Below are 23,089 nucleotides of genomic sequence, written 5' to 3'. Positions count from 1 at the left end.
GACGAAGTGACGCAGCAGAACGCGGCGCTCGTCGAGGAAGCGGCTGCGGCGGCGCAGTCGCTGGAAGATCAGGCGGGCGCTCTGCGAACGGCAGTTGCCACGTTTCAACTGAACGACGAAGCGTCATCCGGCGCAAGTCCCGTAGCCATGCCGAAAGCAAAAGCACGTGGCACGGTGGCAAAGCGAGTCGAGCCGGGCAAGCCGAAGGCGTCCGTCCGCACAGCGGCTGACGCGCCGAAGCGGGTCGCAGCAGGCGGCGATTGGGAAACCTTCTGAGCAGGCAGTGCCGCCGCGGCGTGCCGACTCACCGCGGTGAACGGATCGCAAGGGTGCTGTGGTGCCAAGCAGAATCGAACCATGAAATTCGACTTGCACCGAAGCGCCCGGCTCGCTCACAGAACTTCGAACACGCTACACACGGGTCCGTCGGCTAACCGATGCATGTTTCACCTCGAGAATGAAGCCGCTCGAAGATGGGTGCCCTGCGTGGCTCCTCTTCAAAGCAGCATAATGGCGTTTCGCCCTTGCGAACCGATCATCCGAGGAGAATGCCGATGTACGACGACAAGTTCATGGATCGCGCGCTTGCGCTGTCCGCGCAGGCGCTGACGAAACCCGGCACCGAACCGTTCGGGGCAGTGGTCGTTCGGGATGGCGTCGTGGTCGGCGAAGGAATCAATCATTCCGTCGCACACTGGGACCCGACATCGCATGGGGAGACAGAGGCGATCCGCGATGCCTGCCGCCGCCTTGAAACCGTCGATCTCAGCGGCTGTGAACTCTACACTTCGTGTGAGCCTTGCGCGCTTTGCGTCGCGGCGATGAAGATATGCGGGATCGGCAAGCTCTATTACGGGGCGTCGCTGGCGCAGTCGGGCAAGGCATTCGCGAACGTATCGCGGACTGCGCGCCGTCCAATCGACATCGACGAGTTGCGGGACGAAGCGGGCGGGACGCTCGAAACACGATCCCAGCCGTCGGAGCAAAAACGCGATGCGGAGGCTGTGCGGATTCTGGAGGAATGGGCCGCGTCGCGGAGTTCATAGGCGCTCGGTGGAACGTCCGTCGAACGGATACGGATATGGCGGCGGCCAGCAACCAGCCGGTCGCACGCATGCGACGGCGGGCCGTTCAGACGAGCCGTCGCTACTCCACCGGCGCGATCCAGCCTCAGGACTTCGTGCCCGCCTCCTGGTTCCGGAACGCCGCTTCCCCGGCATCCGAGACTTCGACCCACTTCTTGTCGGGCGGCGCATCCGCGACGTAGCTGTCGTGCCAGTTCCACCACTTGTAGGTCGGCGTCTGAGGATAGCCCTCGGGCGAATCCTCCCAGACCTCCTGCCGGCCGAGCGGTGTGACGTCGAGGTAGTTCCAGGTGCCGCCCATCTGTTCGTCGCCTCGATTGTTCACGAAGTAGGTGCGAAACACGCGGTCGCCGTCGCGATAGAACACGTTCGTGCCGTGCCACTCGTCCACGCCGAAGTCTTTGTCGAAGCTGTCCGTGACGGTGAACCACGGTATCTCCCATCCCATCCGCGCCTTCAGCCGCTCGATGTCGGCCTGAGGCGCACGCGAAACGAAGACGAGCGTGGTGTCGCGGGCATTCAGGTGGGCGACGTGAGCGACCTGATCGGCCACCATCGAGCAGCCCCGGCAAGCGTGGTCGGGCCAGCCGAACACGCCCGGCTCGAAAAAGGCGCGGTACACGATCAGCTGACGCCGGCCGCCGAACAGGTCGAGCAGGCTGACCTTTCCCGCCGGTCCGTCGAAGGAATAGGTCGTGTCCACGGCCATCCACGGCATTCGACGGCGCTCGGCTGCCAGCGCGTCACGGGCGCGGGCGTGGGCCTTCTCCTTCACTAGCAGTTGCTCGCGGGCCGCCTCCCACTCCTGCGGCGACACGACCGGTGGCGTCTGCATGGCGGGCTGTCCGTCTTTCTGTCCGTTCGCGGCTGATGTAGTCATGGCTTTCGCAATCTCCTGAGATGGGCGATTCGCATGCCTCGTGAATGAAGCGCGATTCGACTCGCTGCTCATCGCTCGTGGTGGGCCGTGAGATAGTTTCGCACCGCACCTCTCATGTCGGGAGTAACAAGTGTGGCGGTATTCCGATGGAGTTGCTGACTACAGTCGCGTCGCGCTGGCTCGGAGCGGCGAGCGCTCCGGCGCGCCTCAAAGATCTGCTTGGGGGGCGTTGCGGCACGCGAACCAGCGTCGCTGCGTTGCGGGCGCTCGCACGATCCCGGCCGTCTCTCGCCACCACCGCTCGCCGCGGTGCGGCGCGGCCAGATCGAGTCGCTCGCCCATTCGCGGAGTCGCGAGCGGAATGCCGTGCGCGGCGGCGAGTCCGGTCACGCGTTCGAACGGCTCCTGCCAGCGATGCATCGCCAGATCGAACGTTCCGTTGTGGATCGGCATCAGCCATTTCCCGCGCAGGTCGACGTGAGCCTGCACGGTTTCGTCGGGCTGCATGTGCACGTACGGCCATTGGGCGTCGTAGGCGCCCGTTTCCAGCAGCGTCACATCGAATGGACCGAGCCGCTCGCCGATCGCCCTGAAGCCGTCGAAGTATCCCGTGTCGCCGCTGAAAAATACCCGCAGATCGCCGTCGTCGATGACCCACGAAGCCCACAAGGTGCTGTTGCCATCGAAGAGACTGCGGCCGGAGAAATGCTGGGCCGGTGTCGCCGTGAATTCCAGTTCATCGATCTCCACGCCCTGCCACCAGTCGAACTGGCGCACCTTCGAGGCATCGATACCCCACTCGATCAAACGGTCGCCCACACCCAGCGGCGTCAGGAACACGCTCGTCGTCCGGGCGAGAGCGAGTACGGTCTCGCGGTCAAGGTGGTCGTAGTGGTCATGCGAGAGAATCACGCCGCGCAGTGGCGGCAGATCTGCGAGCGCAATGGGCGGGGCATGAAAACGCTTCGGACCGAAGCGCCGAAATGGCGATGCCCGTTCGGCAAAGACCGGATCGGTCAGCCAGAACTGGCCGCGAAGTTTCAGCAGCATGGTCGAGTGCCCCAGGCGATACAGGCTGCGGTCAGGCGCTGCATCGAGTTCTGCGCGGCTCAGCGCATCGACGGGCAGGGCGCCTGCCGGCGCGGTGCCATCCGGCTTCCTGAACAGCACATTCCACGCGATCCTCAAGGTCTTGCCGATACCTTCGACGGGACGCGGCTTGACGTTTCGAAAGCGTTCGCCGTCGTGCTGGGCGGAGGTGTCGAACGATTCGCGCCCGCGTTGTGCTGTCGTCAAGCCCAAAGCGCGGCGGATCGAACCGGTGCGAGATGTCATGTGAGTTCCTTGCAATAAAGTACACCGACCAGTGTAGTTTAACCGGAAAAAAAGTAAACTGCCTGGTGTAAGATTTATTGCATGATTACCATCGACACCCCGCGCCGGATGACCGATCGCAAGCGTGCTGCCGTGATCGGAGCGGCCATCGAAGAATTTCTTGCCGCTGGCTACGATGCGACCAGCATGGACCGCATCGCAGCGCGCGCAAGCGTCTCGAAACGTACGGTCTACAACCATTTTCCGAGCAAGGAGGCGCTGTTCGCCGCGATCCTGCAGCAGTTGTGGGAGTCGAGTGAGGCGGGCGAAGCGCCTGTCTATGCCGCCGACGCGCCGTTGCGGGACCAGCTTCTTCATCATCTGTCAAAAAAACTGACGCTTTTGAATGACGAGGCGTTCCTGTCGCTCGCGCGCGTTGCTATTGCCGCGGGCATCCATTCGCCGGAACGCGCACGCGACATGGTGGCTCGCATGGGAGAGCGGGAGGAAGATCTGACGGTGTGGATACGCGCCGCCACCGAGGATGGTCGCCTCAGGACATCGGACCCGGTATTTGCCTCGCAACAGTTGCAGGGTCTTGTGAAAGCGTTCGCTTTCTGGCCCCAGGTGACGATGGGGCAGCCGCCTCTCACCGAAGATGAACAGAGAAAAGTGGCGGAATCTGCCGCCGACATGTTTCTTGCCCGCTATGCATGAACGGTGCGCGGGATTCGCATGCGCGCGCTCCTTGCATCTCTATGGCGGATCAGGCAGACACCTTGGCGTTTGCATACCCTAAAGCTTCAGCCGGATTTCCCGATAAGACATGAAACAACGATCGGGAAATTGCGATGCAGCGCGGAACCATCGGCATTCTGTGTGTCTCGGCGGTAATTGGCCTTGGTACTGCGGTCGTGCCGCCCATCATCAATGATCGCGACTGCCAGGCCCGGGTTGCCACGTGGGCGAGCGAGCACGATGCAGGTCGCAAGCAAGCTGACCGGCTGTCCGACGGCGCCCGAACGCCGTTAGCGAAAGGTACGCAGGACGGGCCGCAGTGGAAGCCCGTTTGCCACAGAAGCCAGGACTCGTTCAACTTCGGGATCCTCGGGCTTTCCTTGTTCCTGACGCTATCCACCGCAAGCTACGCCTGCTGGCTTTTCAGTCGAGTCTGCAAGAAGACAGTGCGGCGGCTTGCAGGTGGCCCGACGCAAGTCGAAGTGCAAAACGATCGCGCTGTCATCGTATGGAGCGTGCGGGATGCCGGCATGCTGCGGATCGATATCCCCTGCGAGCGAGCCGTATTGGCTACCGGCCGTAAAACAAGCCTGGCATCCGGCGCGCGCTATCACCGCTGAAGTTCCCTGCCCGATGCGCCCCGGCAGGAAGGCGCAGCAGAGCAGAACGCCCTTCCATGCCGCAAGGGTATGGAGCGAGACTCGATCGGTATTGGACGGCGTGCAATTGGTTCACCTATTCTGGCCCGGCAATGAACACTGCCAGACCAACCAGAACAGAGTGCCAATCGCACGGAGACACCATGAGCACACCACTCGACATTTCGTCGCTGATCGACCGGGAGCCCATTCGCCCTTTCCAGTGGATGATTTTTATCCTGTGCTTCGCCACCGCGCTATTCGACGGTTTCGATACGCAGGCGATCGCCTATACCGGGCCCGCGATCATCGCGGCGTTCGGCCTGCGCCCCGGCGATCTCGCGCCGATTCTCATAGCAGGCACGCTAGGCATGACGATAGGCGCAATGACGCTAGGCCTGTTCGGTGACCGGGCGGGAAGGCGTCCGGCGCTTCTCGGCGGCGTGGCGATCTTCAGCGCGGCGTCCCTGCTCACGGCGTTCGCCGGCAGCACCAGCCAGATCCTGGCCCTGCGTTTCATCGCCGGTTTGGGCATGGGCGGCTGCACGCCCGTGCTGCTCGCACTCGCCTCCGAATTCGGTCCCGCGCGGCATCGCGGCGCGATCATGACGGGCGTTCTGCTCGGGCTTCCCGCCGGTGCGATGCTCGGCGGATTGCTTGCGGCGCGCATGATGCCCGTCATCGGCTGGCAGGGCGTGTTCATCGTCGGCGGCGCGGTGCCGCTGGTGTTGCTCGCCGTGCTCTACTTCCTGCTGCCCGAGTCGCTCAACTATCGAATCAGCAGGTCGCGCGGCAATGGCATCGAGTCCGTACGCAAGACGCTGAACCGCATCGTGCCGGCCGCACTGCCCGCCGACGTCGTATTCATGACACCGGAGACGGCAGCGCGCGCGAGCGTTGCAGCACTGTTCGCCAACGGCAATGCGCGCAACACCATCGCCATCTGGGGCGTGTATCTGTTCAACTGGATCGCATGGTTCATGCTGCTTTCGTGGTTGCCGACGGTGCTCAAGACCGCCGGACTGCCCGCGACGCAGGCGCCGATGGGAACGGTCGTCGTCAACGCGGTCTTCATCGTCTGCGCGATACCGCTTTCGATCCTGCTTCCGAAAGTCAACACGCAGCGCCTTCTGATTGCGCTGCTCACGCTTGGCATTGCGATCGCGGTCGGGCTCGCCTATGCGGGCACGTCGTGGGGGCTCGTGTTCGTGCTTGCGGGCGCGGCGGGACTTGGCATCGGCGGCCAGCAGATCGCGCTCAACTATCTCGTGGTCGGCGCCTATCCGACGACACTGCGCGCCACCGCGACCGGATGGGCAATCGGCATGGGCCGTGTCGGAGCGATCGCGGGTTCGGCGGTCGGCGGCAGCGTTCTGGCAATGAGCGGTCCCGCCGGCTTCTACATGGCCCTGGCATTGCCGCTTGCTGCCGCACTGCTCGCGGTCACGGCGATCCGCACGAAGCATAGTGTCGTCGATGCGAATCTTGCAGCGGCGCACTGACACTCACACGCAGACCGGGCAAGCGATACGCACAGTCGCGGGCGGCATCGTCCGCGACATCAAAAGCCCGGCGACCATAAAAAGAAACGGCTCGCGCCGTCCACCGACCGCGCAGTAAAGAAGCCGAACCCATCCACCTCGACAGCACCCGTTTTTCGATCGAGCGCGAGACATCGACACTCGCGCCCGTCGCATCGTCACGTGCACGGGGCTTGCGCCCAAGGGCGCATCAGAACGACAGCGAAGGAGATATCGCATGCGTCAAATCGATGTTCATCAACTTGCCGACGACGCCCGCTTCAGGGGCTTTCACGCACTCGTGCTTTTCTGGTGCGCGCTCATCATCATATTCGACGGCTACGATCTCGCCGTGGCCGGAATAGCGTTGCCGTCGATCATGAAGGACATGGGCGTCAATCCGACGAGCGCGGGCTTCATGGTCAGTTCAGCGCTGTTCGGCATGATGTTCGGTGCCGTATTCCTCGGGACGATAGCGGACCGCATCGGCCGCCGGCGCGCCATCGCCATCTGCATCCTGCTCTTTAGCGTGTTTACCGCCGTAGCGGGCCTGACCAGCGATCCGGTGATGTTCAGCGTCACGCGCTTCCTGGCGGGCCTCGGCATCGGCGGGGTCATGCCGAACGTCGTTGCGCAGATGACCGAATATTCGCCGCGCAGAATGCGCAGCACGATGGTGACGCTGATGTTCAGCGGCTACTCGATCGGCGGCATGCTTGCGGCCTTGCTCGGCAAGGGCTTGATCGAACGCTTCGGATGGCAGTCGGTGTTCATTGCCGCGGGCTTGCCGATCCTGCTCCTGCCCGCCATCCTGAAGTGGATGCCCGAGTCGATGCCCTATCTCATCAGGACGGGCCGCATTCCGGCGCTCAAGAACATCGTTTCGCGCATCGAACCGGGTTACGTGCCCGAGGAAAGCGACCGGTTCGCGTTGCCCGGCGAAGACGTCGCGCACGCGCCTCCCATCGGCAAGCTGTTCACGGATGGCCGTGGCTTCAGCACGGCGATGCTGTGGATCGCGTTCTTCATGTGTCTCTTCATGGTGTATGCGTTGAGCTCGTGGCTGACGAAGCTGATGGCAAATGCAGGTCACAGCCTCGGCTCGGCGCTGACCTTCGTGCTCGTGCTTAACTTCGGCGCGATGATCGGCGCGATAGGCGGCGGATGGATGGCCGATCGCTTCAACATCAAGTACGTGCTGATCGCGATGTACGCGCTCGCAGCGATCTCGATCAGCCTGCTCGGGTTCAAGGTGCCTACGTGGGCGCTCTTCATGCTCGTCGGTCTTGCGGGAGCATCGACCATTGGGACGCAGATCGTGACGTACGCCTTTACCGGGCAGTTTTATCCGATGGCGGTTCGCGCGACGGGAATCGGCTGGGCATCGGGCGTCGGACGCAGCGGGGCGATCCTCGCACCGATCGTGATCGGTTTGCTGGTCAGCATGGCGCTGCCGCTTCAGCAGAATTTCATGGCGATCGCGGTGCCGGGCGTGATCGCGGTGCTTGCCGTATCGCTCATCAACCAGCGTCGATCGGATGCAGCCGTCGGAAACGACACTGCAGATCGCGCGCTGGCTGAGACGGCCTGAATCGAAGATCCGTGCATTTGCGTCGATGCGCGCCGACGAAAACTATGGCAATCTCGTCAGGCTTTTGCATTGCCATGGTTGTCGAATACCCGTCGCATCAGACCCAAAGGGAGAAATCATGCAAAGAACGCGAATCACATTAGTCGCAATGGCTGCTGCTCTCGGTGCCCTCAACTTCGCGCCGGTTGCGATGGCGCAGACAGCTGACGCCGGAGCATCGGCTACGGGCCAGGCGAGCAAGGCCGACCAGAAGGCGCAGAAAAAGGCTTCTCATCAGGCGACCAAAGCAAAACGAACGGCCGATCTAAAGGAAGCAGAGAAGAACGGCTACAAGCCGACTGGCGAGGAAGCGAACTATCCGCAGAACGTTCAGGGCAAGTCGGGGCAGAAGGCGCCCTGACACTCGCGCTGATGTGCGAGTCCGAGCCTGTCGCCGTCGCGTGTCAGAAGATACGCGACGGCGAACGACCGTTTGCCTTGGCGGTCGCGTCAGCTACGCGCACGCGCTTCAATCTCTCAGACGACACTCGCTGTCCACCATCACCCTTTGCGCCGGCCAACCTTCCCGCGCTTGCCCGCTTGTTTGACTTCGGGCGTGCGAAACATCGGCATTCGCTCCTGAATCCACCTGAGCATTTCGAGCGGTCCCGGGGCGAGCGGTCTGTCGGTTTTCACCAGCACTCTTGCCTGCGCGCCTTCGAACAGATGGTGCGCAATGGGGATGGTCGTCAGCTCGCCGGATGCAAGTTCCTTGTAAGCGGCGAATTCGCCGATCAGCGTCACGAAGTTCTCCGCCGACACGAATCGCTTTAGCGCGCGTAGCGAGTTGGTCGTCATCGTCGGGCGAATCGTGATGTTCTCGGCCAGTTCCAGCATCTTCACGACATGACCAATCCCGAACGTCGGTGGCATGAGCGCGAGCGGATACGCGCGAAGATCGTCGATGCTCGCAGGTCCCTTTCTCCTGGCGAGAGGATGATCGCTGCGCAATAACAGAACCACGGGTTGAGGCGAACTCGCACGATATTCGATGCGCGGATGCGGCGGCGGGTTGTACGCAAGCCCGATATGCGCCCGGCTCTCCGCCACTTCGTCCAGTATCGCGTCGACTGCGAGCGTCTCCATGCCGATCTCCAGATTCGGATACTGGGCGCAGAACGGCGCAAGAACGTCGTCGACGAGCATGTCCACATAACCCTCGCTGACTGCGAGCTGGATATGCCCTCGCTGAAGGCCCTTCAACGCATGAAGCTGGTCTTCGAGCTTTTCCTGCTGCGAACGGTAGCCCTGCCAGAACTCCAGCAGGTGAGCCGCCGCTTCCGTGGGCCTGACGCCGCGCGCCTGTCGTTCGAACAGCGTGGCACCCAGCTCGTCTTCGAGCAGCCTGATCTGCCGCGTGATGACGGACGGCGACGTATTGATGTTGTCGGCGGCACCGCGAATGGAGCCGTGCGTCAGGACTTCGTGAAAATATCGAAGGCGCTGATGGTTGATCTCTCGCATCCCGTCTCTCCAGGAGTTCTATAGCGTTGCTCACAGGGCAACGATATGTGAACTTAGTTGCTCTTGCTAGTGGGGTTTGGCCCTGCCACCATGAAGTAACCCCAGAGACGGGCCGAGTGAAGGGAACCAGGAGACACCCATGTCAGCAATCCATCCATCGACGGCCGGCGATGCCGCCTCGACGCTCTACAGCAAGCTCAACTGGCGGCTCTTGCCGTTTCTTGTCGTCTGCTACATGTTCGCGTATCTGGACCGCGTGAATGTCGGCTTCGCGAAAATCCAGATGCAGCACGATCTCGGCCTCTCCGATGCAGCCTACGGCGTCGGTGCCGGCATCTTCTTTCTCGGCTACGTGCTGTTCGAGTTGCCCAGCAACCTGATGCTGCCGAAGATAGGCGCACGCCGTACGTTCAGCCGCATCCTCGTGCTCTGGGGCATCACATCGGCGTGCATGCTGTTCGTGCGCAACGTGCCGACCTTCTATGCGATGCGATTCCTGCTCGGCGTCTTCGAAGCGGGATTCGCGCCGGGGATGATCTATTACCTGTCGTGCTGGTACGGGCCGGCGCGCATGGCGCGCGCCATCGCGCTGGTGTTCGTCGCGGGGCCGCTGGGCGGCATCATCGGAGGACCGGTGTCGGCGTGGCTCATCACGGAGCTGTCCGGCGTCGGCGGCCTGACCGGCTGGCAATGGATGTTCCTTGTCGAGGGGCTGCCCTGCATCGCGCTCGGGCTTCTTACGCTGCGCGTTCTGTCCGATCGGCCCGCGGACGCCCGCTGGCTGAGCGACGACGAGAAGCGCCTGCTGGATCGCGAGACCGCTCCCAGCCTGCATCGGGCGGATTCGTTCAGGGAAGTGCTGAAAAGCCCGAGAGTCTATGTGCTCGCGATCGCCTACTTCAGCATCATCTTCCCGATCTATGCGCTGAGCTTCTGGCTGCCGACGCTGCTGAAGGATCAAGGAGTGAACGACACGATCCGTCTTGGCTGGTACGCCGCGATTCCCTACGTGGCAGCGGCGATCAGCATGTACCTGGCGGGCCGGCGCTCCGACAGGCTGGGCGAAAGACGCTATCACTGCGCGATACCGGCGCTTGCCGGCGCAGCTTGCCTGATCGCCACGATCTTCGCCGACGGACACCTGACGCTGACGCTCGTCGCCCTCACGTGTGCAACCGCAGGTCTCTGGATGGCTTACACGGTGTTCTGGGCAATCCCTTCCGAGCTCGTCGAGGGCAGCGCAGCGGCGGGCGGCATCGCGCTCATCAATACGGTCGGATTGTCGGGGGGATTCTGGGGACCGGCTGTGTTCGGCTGGACCAAGACCTGGACGGGGAACGTGCACGCGGGACTGCTCGTCATGGCTTGCGTATCGGCGACGGCGGCGATCCTGATCCTGACAGCCAAGCTGACGCTCAAGAAAGACCGGGTCGGCGAACCGGTTGCGGGAAGCAGTTCCGTCGTCTGATCAAAACCCGGCATGGCGTCTCCTGAAGTGCCGGAGTCGCAATGTCCAATCGCCTGGAGAGTGAAAACATGAACATCCTGATCGCCGGTTTCCAGCATGAAACCAATACGTTCGCACCGACGAAGGCCTCTTATACGAGCTTCATTCAAGGCGAGGGTTTCCCGCCGATGGCGCGCGGCGCCGATGTGCTCGCGCTGCGCAACGTCAACGTTCCGATCGGCGGATTCATCAAGGCCGCGCAGTCTTGCGGCCATGACCTGACGCCGGTGATCTGGGCGGGCGCGAGTGCCTCTGCACACGTCACGACCGATGCATTCGAGCGGATCTGCGGCGAGATCATCGCTGCCGTCAGCGAAGGCGGATTCGATGCGATCTATCTCGACCTGCACGGAGCGATGGTGACCGAACAGCTCGACGACGGCGAGGGCGAAATTCTCGAACGCGTGCGCCGGATCGTCGGCGATCGCATGCCGGTGGTCGTCTCGCTGGATCTTCATGCGAACGTGACTGAACGAATGATCAGGCACGCAAGCGCGCTGGTGGCGTACAGGACCTACCCTCACGTCGACATGGCGGAGACCGGCGAGCGCGCCGCGCAGATTCTCGAACGCCTCGTATCCGGGCAGCGCCCGTTGCACTGCGCGTTTCGCCGCGTTCCGTTCCTCATTCCCGTGAATGGCATGTGCACGCTCGTCGCGCCGGCGAACGACATGTACCGCATGCTGGCGACACTCGAAGACGAGCCGGTTGTATCGGTGTCGTTTGCACCGGGCTTTCCCGCCGCCGACTTTGCGGAGTGCGGACCCACGATCTGGGCCTACGCGTTCAGCAAGGATGCCGCGGAACGAGCGGCCGATGCGTTGTATTCGAAGCTTGTCGATGAAGAGTCGCGCTGGGACGTGCCATTCCTTACGCCCGACGAAGCCGCGGTGGAAGCGATCAGATTGAGCCGCGCGGCAGGCAAGCCCGTCATCATCGCGGATACGCAGGATAACCCGGGCGTCGGAGGCGACTCGAACACAATGGGCATGGTGCGGGCGTTGCTGCGCCATGGCGCGAGCGATGCGGCAGTGGGCGTGATCTGGGACGCCGATGCCGCGGCCGCCGCACACCGGGCGGGCGTCGGTGCGCACATCCGGATCGCGTTGGGAGGCCGCTCCGCCGTACCAGGGGATGCGCCGCTCGAAGCCGTGTTCGAGGTCGAACATCTCTCGGATGGACGCTTCCGTTTCGATGGCCCGATGCTCAACGGAATGCATGGGGAACTGGGACCGGTTGCATGCTTGCGGGTGGAAGGCGTCAGAATCGCGGTGAGCTCGGTCAAGATGCAGGTCTTCGATCGCAACCTGTTCCGGGTTGCAGGTATCGAACCCGAGCGGATGAAGATACTCGTGAACAAAAGCTCGGTGCATTTCCGGGCGGATTTCGAGGCGATCGCCGAAGCGATCCTCGTGGCGAAGGCGCCCGGACCGATGGCCGCCGATCCGGCCGACCTGCCTTGGGAGCATCTCGATCCGGACATGCGCGTAAGGCCGATGGGTCAGCCGTTCCGTTCATTGCGCCCCGTCGTCGCCTGATTCTCAACCTGTCGTTACCGACACATCGCAAAGGAGAAAAACCATGCCGGATCAAGTCAACGCTCGGCGTCGTCGCTTGCTGCAGACGACCGTCGCGGGCATCAGCCTGATGGAACTGGGATTCAGCGGGCTCGTTCAAGCGCAATCGAAGGACGGCACGGGCAGCACGAAGGCGGGCGCGCACCGCGCCGGGTTTGCGGCCATTCGCCAGGTCAATGCCGGCACGCTCGATATCGGCTATGCGGAAGCGGGTCCCTCGAACGGCCCGGTCGTGATCCTGCTGCACGGATGGCCCTACGACATCTACAGCTTCGCCGACGTCACGCCATTGCTTGCGGCCGCCGGATATCGCGTCATCGTCCCGTACCTGCGAGGCTACGGATCGACGCGCTTCCTCTCTGCCGATACGCCTCGCAACGGGCAGCAGGCCGTCGTCGCCGTCGACATCATCGCGTTGATGGATGCGCTGAAGATCGACAAGGCCGTGCTCGGAGCCTTCGACTGGGGTGCGCGCACGGCGAACATCATGGCCGCGCTCTGGCCGGAACGGTGCAAGGCGATGGTGTCGGTGAGCGGGTATCTGATCGGCAGTCAGCAGGCCAACAAGGCGCCGCTGCCGCCGCAGGCCGAGCTCGCGTGGTGGTATCAGTTCTATTTCGCCACCGAGCGCGGTCGTGCGGGCTACGAAGCCAATCGCCACGACTTCAACAAGCTGATCTGGCGTCTCGCCTCACCGAAATGGAACTTCGACGATGCGACCTACGATCGCTCGGCTGAGTCGTTCAACAATCCGGACCACGTTGCGGTCGTGATCCACAATTATCGCTGGCGGCTGGGGCTCGTCGAGGGCGAGCCGCAATACGACGCGCTCGAACAGCGTCTGGCGATGGCGCCGACCATCTCCGTTCCGACCATCACGATGGAAGGCGATGCAAACGGCGCGCCGCATCCCGATCCGGCGGTGTACGCAAAAAAGTTCGCGGGCAAGTATCTGCATCGAACGATTGGCGGCGGTATCGGGCACAACCTGCCGCAAGAGGCGCCGAAAGCATTCGCCGATGCGGTCGTCGATGCTGCGCGCCTTGCCTGACCGACGCCGGCCGCAGCCGCGCATTCGTCAGAGGGAAAACCCCTCGGCGAATGCCTGGCGCAGATAGGTGACGAAGACTGCCACGGCACGCGGCACGTGCGGCGCATAGGGCCGCACCACATATAGCTGGTCGGCAAATCCGCCGACGGGGCGCCATTCCGGCAGGAGCGCGATCAGCCGGCCCGAGCGGATCGCCGCCTGAGCCGTGAAATCGGGCAGCAGCGCGACCCCCAGGTCATCGAGCGCGGCATCCCTCAGTACCTCACTATTGTTGGCCGAGAACGGGCCGTTCACCGTCACCGTGACGGGACCCGCGCTCGGCTTGCGGCCCGCCTTGCGCTCGAACGACCAGATGCCGGCGTTCATGCCGCGCGGATAAAACAGGCAGTCGTGCGCGGCGAGATCGGCGGGCGTCTCCGGCATGCCGCGCCGCTTGATGTACGCACGCGTCGCCGCGATCACCGAGCGCGTCTCGCACAATTTCCACGCGACGTGCGTCTCGGGCACCTGCGCGCTGTGCCGAAGCGCCAGATCAAAGCCTTCGGTCGCAATGGAACTGAGGCGGTCGGACGCTTCCAGTTGAACGCTGACTTGCGGATTGGCGCGCAGGAATTCGGCCATTCTCGGGATGAGTTGCTGCCGCGCGAATGCAACCGGAGCCGTGACCCGCACAAGGCCGCGCGCGACGCCCGCCAACTCGCGGACAGTGGCGAAGCTCGTCGCGATCTGGTCGTACTGCGGCCGCGTATTTTCGACGAGACGTTGTCCCGCCTCGGTGAAGCGCACGCTGCGCGTGGTGCGCTGAACCAGTTGAACACCCGCGACACGCTCCAGTTCCGCGATGCGCTGGCTCATCGCCGCCTTGCTGACGCCGAGGCGCGCTGCGGCGGCGGTATACGTGCCTTGCTCGGCGAGCACCGTCAGCCAGTGGAGATGCGTCCACAGGCCCTCGATATTTTGCGTATCCATTTCCTATTGTTCGCCATGGAAAACAATGATTTCAATCATAGCGTCTTTGCAGGACGCAGGGAGCTTCCTACACTTGCGTCACGCCAATCATACGTAGAGGAGTCGAAATGCAAGCCTTCAGCGACAACGCCGACGTCACCCATTTCATCCACGGGGAACCTGTCCGCGGATCGGGTACGCGCACGCAGCCGGTATTCAACCCCGCGACGGGCCAGCGCGCGCGCCAGCTCGTGCTGGGCGAGGCGGCAGACGTGGACGCGGCGGTCGCGAGCGCGAAGGCTGCGTTTCCGAAGTGGAGCGACACGCCTCCCATTCGCCGTGCCCGCGTGATGCTGCGCTTCCTCGAACTGATGAACAGGCATCGCGACGAACTCGCCGCCATCATCACGGCCGAGCATGGCAAGGTGTTTTCAGACGCGCAGGGCGAAGTCTCGCGCGGCATCGACATCATCGAATTCGCATGCGGCATTCCGCAGTTGCTCAAGGGCGATTACACGGAGCAGGTCTCGACCGGCATGGACAACTGGACGGTGCGGCAGGCGCTGGGCGTCGTGGCTGGCATCACGCCGTTCAACTTCCCGTGCATGGTGCCGTGCTGGATGTTCCCGGTAGCGATCGCGGCGGGCAACACGTTCATCCTCAAGCCAAGCGAGCGGGACCCGTCGGCGTCGCTCTTCATGGCGCGCCTTCTGAAGGAAGCCGGAGTCCCGGACGGCGTGTTCAACGTGGTGCAGGGCGACAAGACCGTCGTCGATGCAATCCTCACGCATCCCGTCATCAAGGCGGTGAGTTTCGTGGGTTCGACGCCGATTGCCAACTACATCTACGAAACCGGCGCGAAGCACGGCAAGCGCGTGCAGGCGCTCGGCGGCGCGAAGAACCACATGGTCGTGATGCCGGATGCGGACCTCGATCAGGCGGTCGATGCGCTGATCGGTGCGGGCTACGGCTCGGCGGGCGAGCGCTGCATGGCGATCTCGGTGGCCGTGCTGGTTGGCGATGTCGCGGACAAGATCGTTCCCCGCCTCGCAGAGCGCGCGCGCAGCCTGGTCATCGGGAACGGCATGGAAGCCGCTGCGGAGATGGGCCCGATCGTCACGCGGCAGGCGCTGGAGCGCATTGAAGGCTACATCGCGATGGGCGTCGACGAAGGGGCGTCGCTGGTCGTGGACGGTCGCGGTTTGAAGGTGACGGGTCATGAGGATGGCTTCTTCACGGGCGGCACGCTGTTCGATCATGTGACGCCGGAGATGCGCATCTACAAGGAAGAGATTTTCGGGCCGGTGCTGGCCTGCGTGCGCGTGAAGGACTTCACCGAAGCGGTCGATCTCGTGAATGCACATGAATTCGGCAATGGCGTGGCCTGCTATACGCGCGACGGTCACGTAGCGCGCGAATTCGGCCGCCGCATCGAAGTGGGCATGGTCGGCATCAACGTGCCGATTCCGGTTCCGATGGCGTGGCACGGCTTCGGCGGCTGGAAGCGCAGCCTGTTCGGCGATACGCACGCCTATGGCGAGGAAGGCGTGCGCTTCTACACGAAGCAGAAGTCGATCATGCAGCGCTGGCCGGAAAGCACGGAGAAGGGCGCAGAATTCGCGATGCCGACGTCGAAGTAAAGCTGCCGCAGTTTCAGGTCGATGAAGGGCGTCGTGCGAGGAATCGCGCGGCGCCTTTTTTGCATTGCGGCCTGGGTGTTCTGTTCCCATGTGTAAAGAATGTTGTTCCCGTCGACGGCTTGACCCGCCGATCGTTGAAATTGAATATGCTTCGGTGTATTCATTTTTGAGCGAGAATCGACCGCGGGGATGGAATGGATCGGCCATCGCCGGACACGTCGCATGCGGCAGTGCGTCATCCGGCGAGCGCTGCCAACGACGCATTTCAGGAACGCCAGCATGCAGCGACAATTCGACGACCTGGTTCTAGGCAGCATCGAACTGTTTTGCCTTGCAGCCGAACTGGGGAGCTTCACGCTTGCCGCAACATCGGCGAGCGTCACGCCGGCCGCGGTGAGCCGTGCGGTCGCGCGACTCGAGGAGCGGCTGGGCGTAAGGCTCTTCGTGCGAACGACACGCCAGATTCGCCTAACCGATGCCGGACGCAGCTACTTCGAACATTGCCGCCAGGCACTAACTCAGCTCGCGGACGCCGAACGGGAGGCGACGGGCCAGCAGACGACACCGGCCGGCGTCTTGCGCATCAGCATGCCGACGCCGTACGGCCACGGTCGCGTGCTGCCCCTGATGGCCGAGTACCGGACGCGATACCCGGACGTGACTGTCGAAGTACATCTGAGCAACCGGAATATCGATTTCGCCGAGGAAGGCTTCGATCTGGCGATTCGCGGCCGCGCGCCCCGGGACTCAGGCCTGATCGCCCGCAAGCTGGAGGACGCGGAACTTGTCGTCGTCGCGTCGCCCGCGTATCTGAAGAAAGCCGGTACGCCCGCGACGCCCGACGATCTCGTCAGGCACGATTGCGTCCAGTACGAATTGCCGAGCAACGGCCGGAATATCGCGTGGGAATTCATGATGGACGGCGAGAGCGTCGAGGTGATGACGGGTGGCGGCTATGGCTCCTCGGGGGACGTGCTGGGGGGCGTGACGCTGGCTCGCCACGGCGCCGGGCTTTTTCAGACCTACCGTTTCACCGCCGCGGAGGATCTTAAGAACGGAACGCTGGTCGAGGTCCTGCGGGAGTTCGGTGGCTGCACGCGACCGTTCATCCTGTTGTATCCGCACGCGCGACACTTGTCCTCGAGAGTGAGAACGTTTGTGGATTTCCTCATCGAAGAACTGCATGCATGAACGCAGCGCGCGATTCGCGCATGCTCGACAAACCCCAATGAAGAGACGTTACATGAACAGTCGTACTGGACACACTCCGCTGTTGCAACTGCTCGGCATCGACAAGCCGATCATCCAGGCGCCGATGGCGGGCGTGAGCACGCCTGCGCTTGCCGCGGCGGTTTCGAATGCGGGCGGACTAGGCTCGCTCGGCGTGGGCGCGATGAACGCCGAAGGCGCGCGCAAGGTGATTCGCGACACGCGCGCGCTCACGCACAAGCCCTTCAACATCAATGTCTTCTGCCACGAACCGGCGGTCCTCGACGAGGCGACCGAGCGCGAATGGCTGAACTGGCTCAGGCCGCATTTCGACCGCTTCGGCGTTGCCCCGCCCGAGACGCTGAGCGAGATCTATACGAGCTTCAGGCGCGACGAGGCGATGGTGAAGGTGTTTCTCGAAGAGAAGCCGCCCATCGTCAGCTTTCACTTCGGGCTGCCTTCGACGCAAGTGATTTCGTCGCTGAAGGAGGCGGGAATCAAGCTGCTTGCGTCGGCGACGAACGTTGCCGAAGCCGGCCAGCTGGCAAAAGCGGGAGTCGATGCGATCGTCGCTCAAGGCATCGAAGCGGGCGGCCATCGGGGCATGTTCGATCTTGAGGCATTCGATGACGGACTGGGCACGTTTGCCCTGACGCGATTGCTCGCGCGCAGTTTCGATCTGCCGGTAATCGCCGCCGGCGGCATCATGGATGGCGCGGGTATCGCGGCGGCGCTCGCACTCGGCGCGCAGGCTGCGCAGCTCGGAACCGCGTTTGTCGCGTGTCCGGAGACGTCGATCGACGACGGATACCGGCGCGCGCTTCTGAGCGACGCGGCGCGTCATACCATTCTCACGTCGGCCATCTCGGGCCGCCTTGCACGCAGCATGGTGAACCGTTTCACCGAACTGGGGCGCTCGGCGGGCTCGCCGAAAACGCCGGATTATCCCGTTGCCTACGATGCGGGAAAGGCGCTGCACGCGGCCGCCAAGGCGCAAGGTGACTTCGGCTATGGCGCGCAATGGGCGGGGCAGGCCGCTGCGCTTGCACGCCACTTGCCAGCCGCCGAACTGATGACGCAGCTGGAAGCGGAGTTCGACGAATGCGTGAAAGGACTGCGACGCTTTGGCACGTGAGGTTGGTTGCGATGCCGATTTTTTCGTCCGCGCGCTGGGTGCTGATCGGGCAGGACGGCGAGCGCTATTTTCATTTGCCGGCGGCGCGCTTCAGGGTAAACGTGCCCGATGCGATGGCCGCCGCGCTTCAGATGCGCGAGCGTCCTTGACGAGCAGCGGCAGACAGGTTGCGGTGTGGCATCGATCACATTGGTTTTGACCGTTCCCGTCTTTCAAGTGGCAGACGTGGGTTCAACGTCCCTGCAGTAAATAGTCCTTTCACCGCACAAGCAGCGTTCCCCTCGACGGCCCGAATAATCATTGGCGTCGGCGGATTTGCGGACATTGTGCGTTTTCGGCCTGAATGAACGACCGTGCCGAGAACGCCATCATTGCTATTCATCTGACTTAATTTAAACGACGCCCTCTGCAATGCCGGGAATGGCATCTGCTCGCGTTTCGAACGCCCCATTTCAAGAACATATTTCCGACACAACTTCCAAAGACGCGAAAATGGTGTTTTTTACCGTGTCATTTATACATTCTTAGTACGGGTTCATTAATATGATTAGGAATATGTACCGAATATTTTAAACATCGATGGGTGTATTTTCCTTCATACGATATTAGTTAAGGACATTTCTTTCTATCTTCAAAGAGTTACATTGTGTTACGAGTGCGGTAGTTTTTTGCCAAATATACTCAAGCCTCCTGAGTACTAACGCACATACTACCGATGCGACACGCCATTTCTCCCGCCGCTAAAGTCGAAACTGCCGATTCGAATCGTTTCGAACTCAATACGTCTTCCGTATCACGTCGAAATTTCCTGTCCATGTTGATGGCCGGTGCGGGCAGCGCCGCGCTCGCCGCTTGCGGTGGTGGAGGCGATATTGCCGAATCCGGCGCGGACGTCACAGGTGTTGCAAAGGCCGCTACCACTTCGGCATCGCCGGACGGAACGGTCATTCCCTCGGCAACTTCGATCGTCGACGCTTCCGGAAATACGTGGACGCTGGTCAGCAGCCGCGTAACGAAGAACGGTGCGGGAGTCGCAACGGGTTCGTCCAGCCCGCTTTCCCTGATCCTCTGGTACGGCGGCGTGATCTACGCGAAGAACTCGGCGGGCACGTGGTACAAGAACGGCAGTACGTGGACCTCGATCGGAACGGTCGACCCGCGCACGACGGCGGCAGCGGCTCCTGCCGCAGCGGCGCCGCTTTTCTACGGCATGAACGGTCACATGGCGTACGGCACCGGCATCTACAAGACGCTGGGCCCGGCCGCCCAGCTCGCGATGCTCAAGGACCTCGGCGTCACCAACTATCGTGCGGACGTCGCAAGCGATGGCATGGCGCAAGTGATCGCCGACGCGCTGCGTGGTCCGTTCGCGAACAGCGGCGTGTCGATCCTTCCGGTTCTCAATCCGCTCTCGTGCGGCTGGAGTCCCAATGCTTCCGAATCCACGTCCTATACGCTCGGCTACAACCTTGCTGTCGGTAGCACGAAGGTGCTGAAGGGACTTGTCAAGTACATCGAGTGCGGCAACGAACTCGACGTCGCGCTCAAGATCAGCGGCAACGGCAGCGAGTACAACCACTGGAGCCCGACGATGTGGGGCTCGTTCCGTGGCGTGATCCGCGGCATGATCGACGGCGTGAAGGCAATCGATCCCACCATCAACTGCGGCGTGAACGTCGGCATCCCGATGGCGTATGGCGCGTTGCAGATGCTATGGCGTGGCGTCACCCCGAACGGCACGACGGCAGGCCTCTCGAACGCGGCAGCCATTCGCTGGGACTTCACGACGTACCACTGGTATCACAGCTCGGGCGACATCCTGTGCGGCTGGAACAACAACGCGTGCCAGGACGTTCTGCAGGTGCTCAAGGACTCGTTCGGCAAGCCGATCTGGTTGACGGAATGGGGCTGGACCGGTGGCGTCGATCAGGGCCAGACGGCCGCTGACTATGTCACGAAGACGCTCACCGAATATCGCTCGATCAAGGACAAGTACAACCTGCAGTCGGTGATGATGTACTGCATGATCGATTCAAGCTATGGATTGATTCAGGCAGACGGCGCGACGAAGAACCCGGCCTACGCCGCGTTCAAGAACTTCGTCGCTGCAAACCCGGTTTCCTGATTGATCGCTTCACGGAAAACCGTCTGCCGTGCCGGTGACGCCGCGCCTCTTGTAGCAGGCGGGCGTACCGCACGGATCGATTTCGGCCCCTCACCGCACCCGCGACGCGATCGCGTTCAGGGACCGACCAACCAACGAAGGACCGGCTCGTTATAACCCGGCGGCAAGGCCCAGGTGCCGGTGGGGCTGAAGTCCCATCTCGGACCGTAGCTTGCCGGGTCGCTCATCTGCGCGGTCGTCATCCGGCTGGAGGCAGGGGCGGCCGTGCCGGCTCCGGCGCCGACAAGCGCGCCGGACGTGTCGGCGTTCCAGTAGACATCGCGGGCGATCGTGCCGGTGTTATTGCCGGCGATGCCGCCCGGCCGCTGCGTTCCCGCGCCGACAGGCGTCACCGATGACGTGGTGTACGACTGCTCGATCGTGCCGCCGTTATTACCCACCAGCCCGCCAAGATAGTTGCCCCCATCGACGGAGCCGCTCGAATACGACTGTCTGATCGTGCCGCGATTGGCGCCCACCAGTCCGCCGACCTGGCTGCGCGCATCGCCGCTCGCGTAGCCGAGCGAATACGACTGCGCGATGATCCCGTCGTTCTCGCCGACCAGGCCGCCCATCTCGCCCTGACCGGAAGTCGCCGCGCCGCTCCACGCGCGTTCGATTGACCCGCGGTTGACGCCGACGAGCCCGCCGGTTGCCGCGCCCGTTGCGGCGCTCGTCGTCACGGAGCCCGTGGTGCCGACGTTGACCACACGCCCGTCGTTCACACCTGCGAGCAGCCCGACCGGCCCTTGCGAGGACGATGCGGTACTGCCTGCAATCACGAATTTGCGCACGACACCTGTCTTGCCGATGACCGCGAACAGCCCCGTTCCGGCGGTCGTGGGTTGTGACGACGTGTCGGACACGTTCAGGCTGCTGAGCAGATGTCCCATGCCATCGAACTGTCCGGTGAACGGTCTCGCCGCACTGCCGATCGCCGGTACCGCGTTCGGCGCGTAGCCGAGATCGAAGCTCGTGCCGAGCGCATAGTTGCCGCCCAGGTTGTTGTTGACCGCGTTCAGGTCCGCGGCCGAGTTGACGAGCCGATAGCCGGTGACCTGCGTGACGAGTCCGCTGAAGGGCGCCGGGGTCCATGACGCATTCGTGACGATGGTGCCCGGCTTGTAGCTGCCGTTCATGTCGTAAAGCGCCGTCACGATTCCGGTGCTGCGCGACCAGTCGAACGTGCCGTTGTTCGTTACGCTGCCGCGGTTGTCGATCGAGTTTGCGTCGGCGCGCACCGTCAGGCTGCCGGCGCCGGTGTTGGCGATCGTCGTGTTCGGCGCGACGCTCACCGAGCGATAGGCATTGAGCGTGAGCGACGATGCGCCTTGCCATCTGATAGACGATCCCACGCCGATATCGCCGCTTGCGTCGTTGGCGCCTGTCGCGTCGATCGCAACCGACGTTCCGTGCGACAGGCTGGCTGCGAGCGTGTCTGCAGTCGGCTTGTCGATCGTGAACTCGGGCGACGTGAGGTTCCACTGCGCCGCGCTGACTTTCGCACCGGCCACCTTTAACGTATCGGCGTTCATGTCGACCGTGCCGCCGCTGCCGTCCGCGTTCCGTGCGGCGATGTTCGCACCGCGTGCATCGACGGTGCCGCCATCGGCGACCAGCCACACGTGGCCTTCGCGCGTCTCGGTTCCGGTCGCGCGCAGCGCGCTGTTCTTGCCCGCGAGCGCATAGATGTTGCCGTCGGCGGCCTGCAGGTTGATCTGCGCGGCCTGCACCGCGCCGACGTTGATGACCCGACCGTGGTGGCTTGGCATCTCCACCGACACCTGTGGTCCGTAGACGTAGTCGGACAGAAGCACCTGGCTGCCGGTGACGAGTTCGGCGGTGCCGTTGGGTGCATCGATGGTGCCTGCGTTCACGACACCGCGACGCGCAACGAGGAACACATCGCCGCCGCTCGAACTGATCTTGCCGAGATTGACGACTGCGCTATTGGAAGTGCCCTGCAGCGACAGATAGTCGAAGCCGCTCATGAAGGCGTTGTTGTCGGCGTCCAGCGTCGAGGCGACGAAGCGTCCGCCGGTCGTGATCACGCCGCTGCGGCCGATGAGCACGCCATGCGGGTTGATGAGATAGACGCTGCCGGTGGCCTTGAGTGTGCCGTCGATCGTCGACATCGCATTGCCGGTGACGCGATTGAGCGTCGCGCCCGAGCCGTTGTCGATCGACACCGTGCGTCCCGCACCGATCGAGAAACTCTTCCAGTCGATGATGCCGCGTGCGCCTGACTGTGTGATGTCGAGATTCGCGCCATTGCGCGCGATCGTGCCCGTGTCGCCGACGAACTGGCCGTTCTGCGGCAAGGGCGGAGCGGCGAACACATCTGCAACATCGATGCCGATGCCCATGCTCAGGGCCACGAGGGCCGTTAAGGGTCGAAGCCTCAAAGGCCGCGTGCGACCCACGACGAAGCCGAGCGCCTTGGCGCTCTCAGGACGGTAATTGGAATGCCGCATGTACTCCTCCAGTGCGCGGATGTCCCCGTTGACTATTCTTTAAGTTGTTATCCATCACCGTCGAACGCAGTGTAGCAGAGCAAATTCGAATTTCCAGAGGGGAAAAGGAGGGCAC

General features: G+C 63.0%; 19 protein-coding genes and 1 pseudogene. 15 read left to right on the top strand and 5 right to left on the bottom strand.

Annotation, left to right across the window (positions count from 1 at the left end; all coding sequences use genetic code 11):
- Together AWB81_RS14970 and AWB81_RS14965 are read left to right on the top strand one after the other, a co-directional pair.
- Positions 1 to 276 (top strand): annotated as a pseudogene (locus AWB81_RS14970) (methyl-accepting chemotaxis protein); the annotation flags it as partial.
- A gap of 278 nt (positions 277 to 554) precedes the next feature.
- A complete protein-coding gene (locus AWB81_RS14965; protein WP_062636592.1) occupies positions 555 to 1,046 on the top strand; it encodes a nucleoside deaminase in 492 nt (163 codons plus the stop codon).
- 124 nt (positions 1,047 to 1,170) lie between these two features.
- Here AWB81_RS14965 and AWB81_RS14960 read toward each other — a convergent pair whose 3' ends face one another.
- Complete coding sequence (locus AWB81_RS14960) at positions 1,171 to 1,965, bottom strand: DUF899 domain-containing protein (protein WP_062636590.1); 795 nt, start codon at positions 1,963 to 1,965, stop codon at positions 1,171 to 1,173.
- A 207-nt stretch (positions 1,966 to 2,172) separates the two neighbouring features.
- Complete coding sequence (locus AWB81_RS14955) at positions 2,173 to 3,300, bottom strand: MBL fold metallo-hydrolase (RefSeq protein ID WP_062636588.1); 1,128 nt, start codon at positions 3,298 to 3,300, stop codon at positions 2,173 to 2,175.
- A gap of 81 nt (positions 3,301 to 3,381) precedes the next feature.
- Between AWB81_RS14955 and AWB81_RS14950 the strand changes: the two genes are divergently transcribed.
- From AWB81_RS14950 to AWB81_RS44705, 5 genes are all read left to right on the top strand, one after another.
- Positions 3,382 to 3,996, top strand: coding sequence for a TetR/AcrR family transcriptional regulator (locus AWB81_RS14950; protein WP_062636586.1), 615 nt, complete (start codon positions 3,382 to 3,384; stop codon positions 3,994 to 3,996).
- Between the two features lie 134 nt (positions 3,997 to 4,130).
- Positions 4,131 to 4,637, top strand: a complete 507-nt coding sequence (locus AWB81_RS14945) for a hypothetical protein (RefSeq protein WP_062636584.1) — start codon at positions 4,131 to 4,133, stop codon at positions 4,635 to 4,637.
- A 182-nt stretch (positions 4,638 to 4,819) separates the two neighbouring features.
- A complete protein-coding gene (locus tag AWB81_RS14940; RefSeq protein ID WP_062636583.1) occupies positions 4,820 to 6,157 on the top strand; it encodes an MFS transporter in 1,338 nt (445 codons plus the stop codon).
- 256 nt (positions 6,158 to 6,413) lie between these two features.
- Positions 6,414 to 7,766, top strand: a complete 1,353-nt coding sequence (locus tag AWB81_RS14935) for an MFS transporter (RefSeq protein WP_062636581.1) — start codon at positions 6,414 to 6,416, stop codon at positions 7,764 to 7,766.
- A complete protein-coding gene (locus AWB81_RS44705; protein ID WP_144444133.1) occupies positions 7,714 to 8,166 on the top strand; it encodes a DUF4148 domain-containing protein in 453 nt (150 codons plus the stop codon). Before AWB81_RS14935 ends, AWB81_RS44705 begins: the two co-directional genes overlap by 53 nt.
- A 140-nt stretch (positions 8,167 to 8,306) precedes the next feature.
- Here the strand turns inward: AWB81_RS44705 and AWB81_RS14925 are convergent, their stop codons facing one another.
- Positions 8,307 to 9,269 (bottom strand): LysR family transcriptional regulator, encoded by a 963-nt coding sequence (locus AWB81_RS14925; protein WP_062636577.1) that lies wholly within the window; start codon positions 9,267 to 9,269, stop codon positions 8,307 to 8,309.
- Between the two features lie 139 nt (positions 9,270 to 9,408).
- Between AWB81_RS14925 and AWB81_RS14920 the strand changes: the two genes are divergently transcribed.
- The 3 genes from AWB81_RS14920 to AWB81_RS14910 all read left to right on the top strand — a co-directional run bounded on the left by AWB81_RS14920 (position 9,409) and on the right by AWB81_RS14910 (position 13,404).
- Positions 9,409 to 10,737, top strand: a complete 1,329-nt coding sequence (locus AWB81_RS14920; RefSeq protein WP_062636575.1) for an MFS transporter — start codon at positions 9,409 to 9,411, stop codon at positions 10,735 to 10,737.
- Between the two features lie 68 nt (positions 10,738 to 10,805).
- Positions 10,806 to 12,314, top strand: a complete 1,509-nt coding sequence (locus AWB81_RS14915) for a M81 family metallopeptidase (protein WP_062636573.1) — start codon at positions 10,806 to 10,808, stop codon at positions 12,312 to 12,314.
- Positions 12,315 to 12,357: 43 nt separating this feature from the next.
- Positions 12,358 to 13,404: an alpha/beta hydrolase gene (locus AWB81_RS14910; protein ID WP_062636572.1), complete on the top strand. Its 1,047-nt coding sequence runs from the start codon at positions 12,358 to 12,360 to the stop codon at positions 13,402 to 13,404.
- Positions 13,405 to 13,431: 27 nt separating this feature from the next.
- On the opposite strand, the gene AWB81_RS14905 is transcribed toward AWB81_RS14910, so the two are convergent.
- Positions 13,432 to 14,373: a LysR family transcriptional regulator gene (locus tag AWB81_RS14905; protein WP_062636569.1), complete on the bottom strand. Its 942-nt coding sequence runs from the start codon at positions 14,371 to 14,373 to the stop codon at positions 13,432 to 13,434.
- A gap of 107 nt (positions 14,374 to 14,480) precedes the next feature.
- On the opposite strand from AWB81_RS14905, the gene AWB81_RS14900 reads away from it, so the two are divergent.
- The 5 genes from AWB81_RS14900 to AWB81_RS14885 all read left to right on the top strand — a co-directional run bounded on the left by AWB81_RS14900 (position 14,481) and on the right by AWB81_RS14885 (position 20,461).
- A complete protein-coding gene (locus tag AWB81_RS14900; RefSeq protein ID WP_062636568.1) occupies positions 14,481 to 15,992 on the top strand; it encodes a CoA-acylating methylmalonate-semialdehyde dehydrogenase in 1,512 nt (503 codons plus the stop codon).
- Positions 15,993 to 16,271: 279 nt separating this feature from the next.
- A complete protein-coding gene (locus tag AWB81_RS14895; protein WP_062636566.1) occupies positions 16,272 to 17,183 on the top strand; it encodes a LysR family transcriptional regulator in 912 nt (303 codons plus the stop codon).
- Between the two features lie 52 nt (positions 17,184 to 17,235).
- On the top strand, positions 17,236 to 18,336 hold the full coding sequence (locus AWB81_RS14890) for an NAD(P)H-dependent flavin oxidoreductase (protein WP_062636564.1): 1,101 nt from the start codon (positions 17,236 to 17,238) through the stop codon (positions 18,334 to 18,336).
- A gap of 11 nt (positions 18,337 to 18,347) precedes the next feature.
- On the top strand, positions 18,348 to 18,485 hold the full coding sequence (locus AWB81_RS45705) for a hypothetical protein (protein WP_159938901.1): 138 nt from the start codon (positions 18,348 to 18,350) through the stop codon (positions 18,483 to 18,485).
- Between the two features lie 665 nt (positions 18,486 to 19,150).
- Positions 19,151 to 20,461 (top strand): glycosyl hydrolase, encoded by a 1,311-nt coding sequence (locus tag AWB81_RS14885; RefSeq protein ID WP_062636562.1) that lies wholly within the window; start codon positions 19,151 to 19,153, stop codon positions 20,459 to 20,461.
- Between the two features lie 116 nt (positions 20,462 to 20,577).
- Here the strand turns inward: AWB81_RS14885 and AWB81_RS14880 are convergent, their stop codons facing one another.
- Positions 20,578 to 22,974 carry a two-partner secretion domain-containing protein gene (locus AWB81_RS14880; protein ID WP_087134990.1) on the bottom strand — a complete coding sequence of 799 codons (2,397 nt, stop codon included), beginning with the start codon at positions 22,972 to 22,974 and terminating at the stop codon, positions 20,578 to 20,580.
- Positions 22,975 to 23,089: the final 115 nt, after the last annotated feature.

The organism is Caballeronia arationis, assembly GCF_001544975.2.
GTDB lineage: Bacteria > Pseudomonadota > Gammaproteobacteria > Burkholderiales > Burkholderiaceae > Caballeronia > Caballeronia arationis.
The sequence above is the reverse complement of the archived record's forward strand: the minus strand, read 5'-3'. Positions and strand labels throughout refer to the sequence as shown.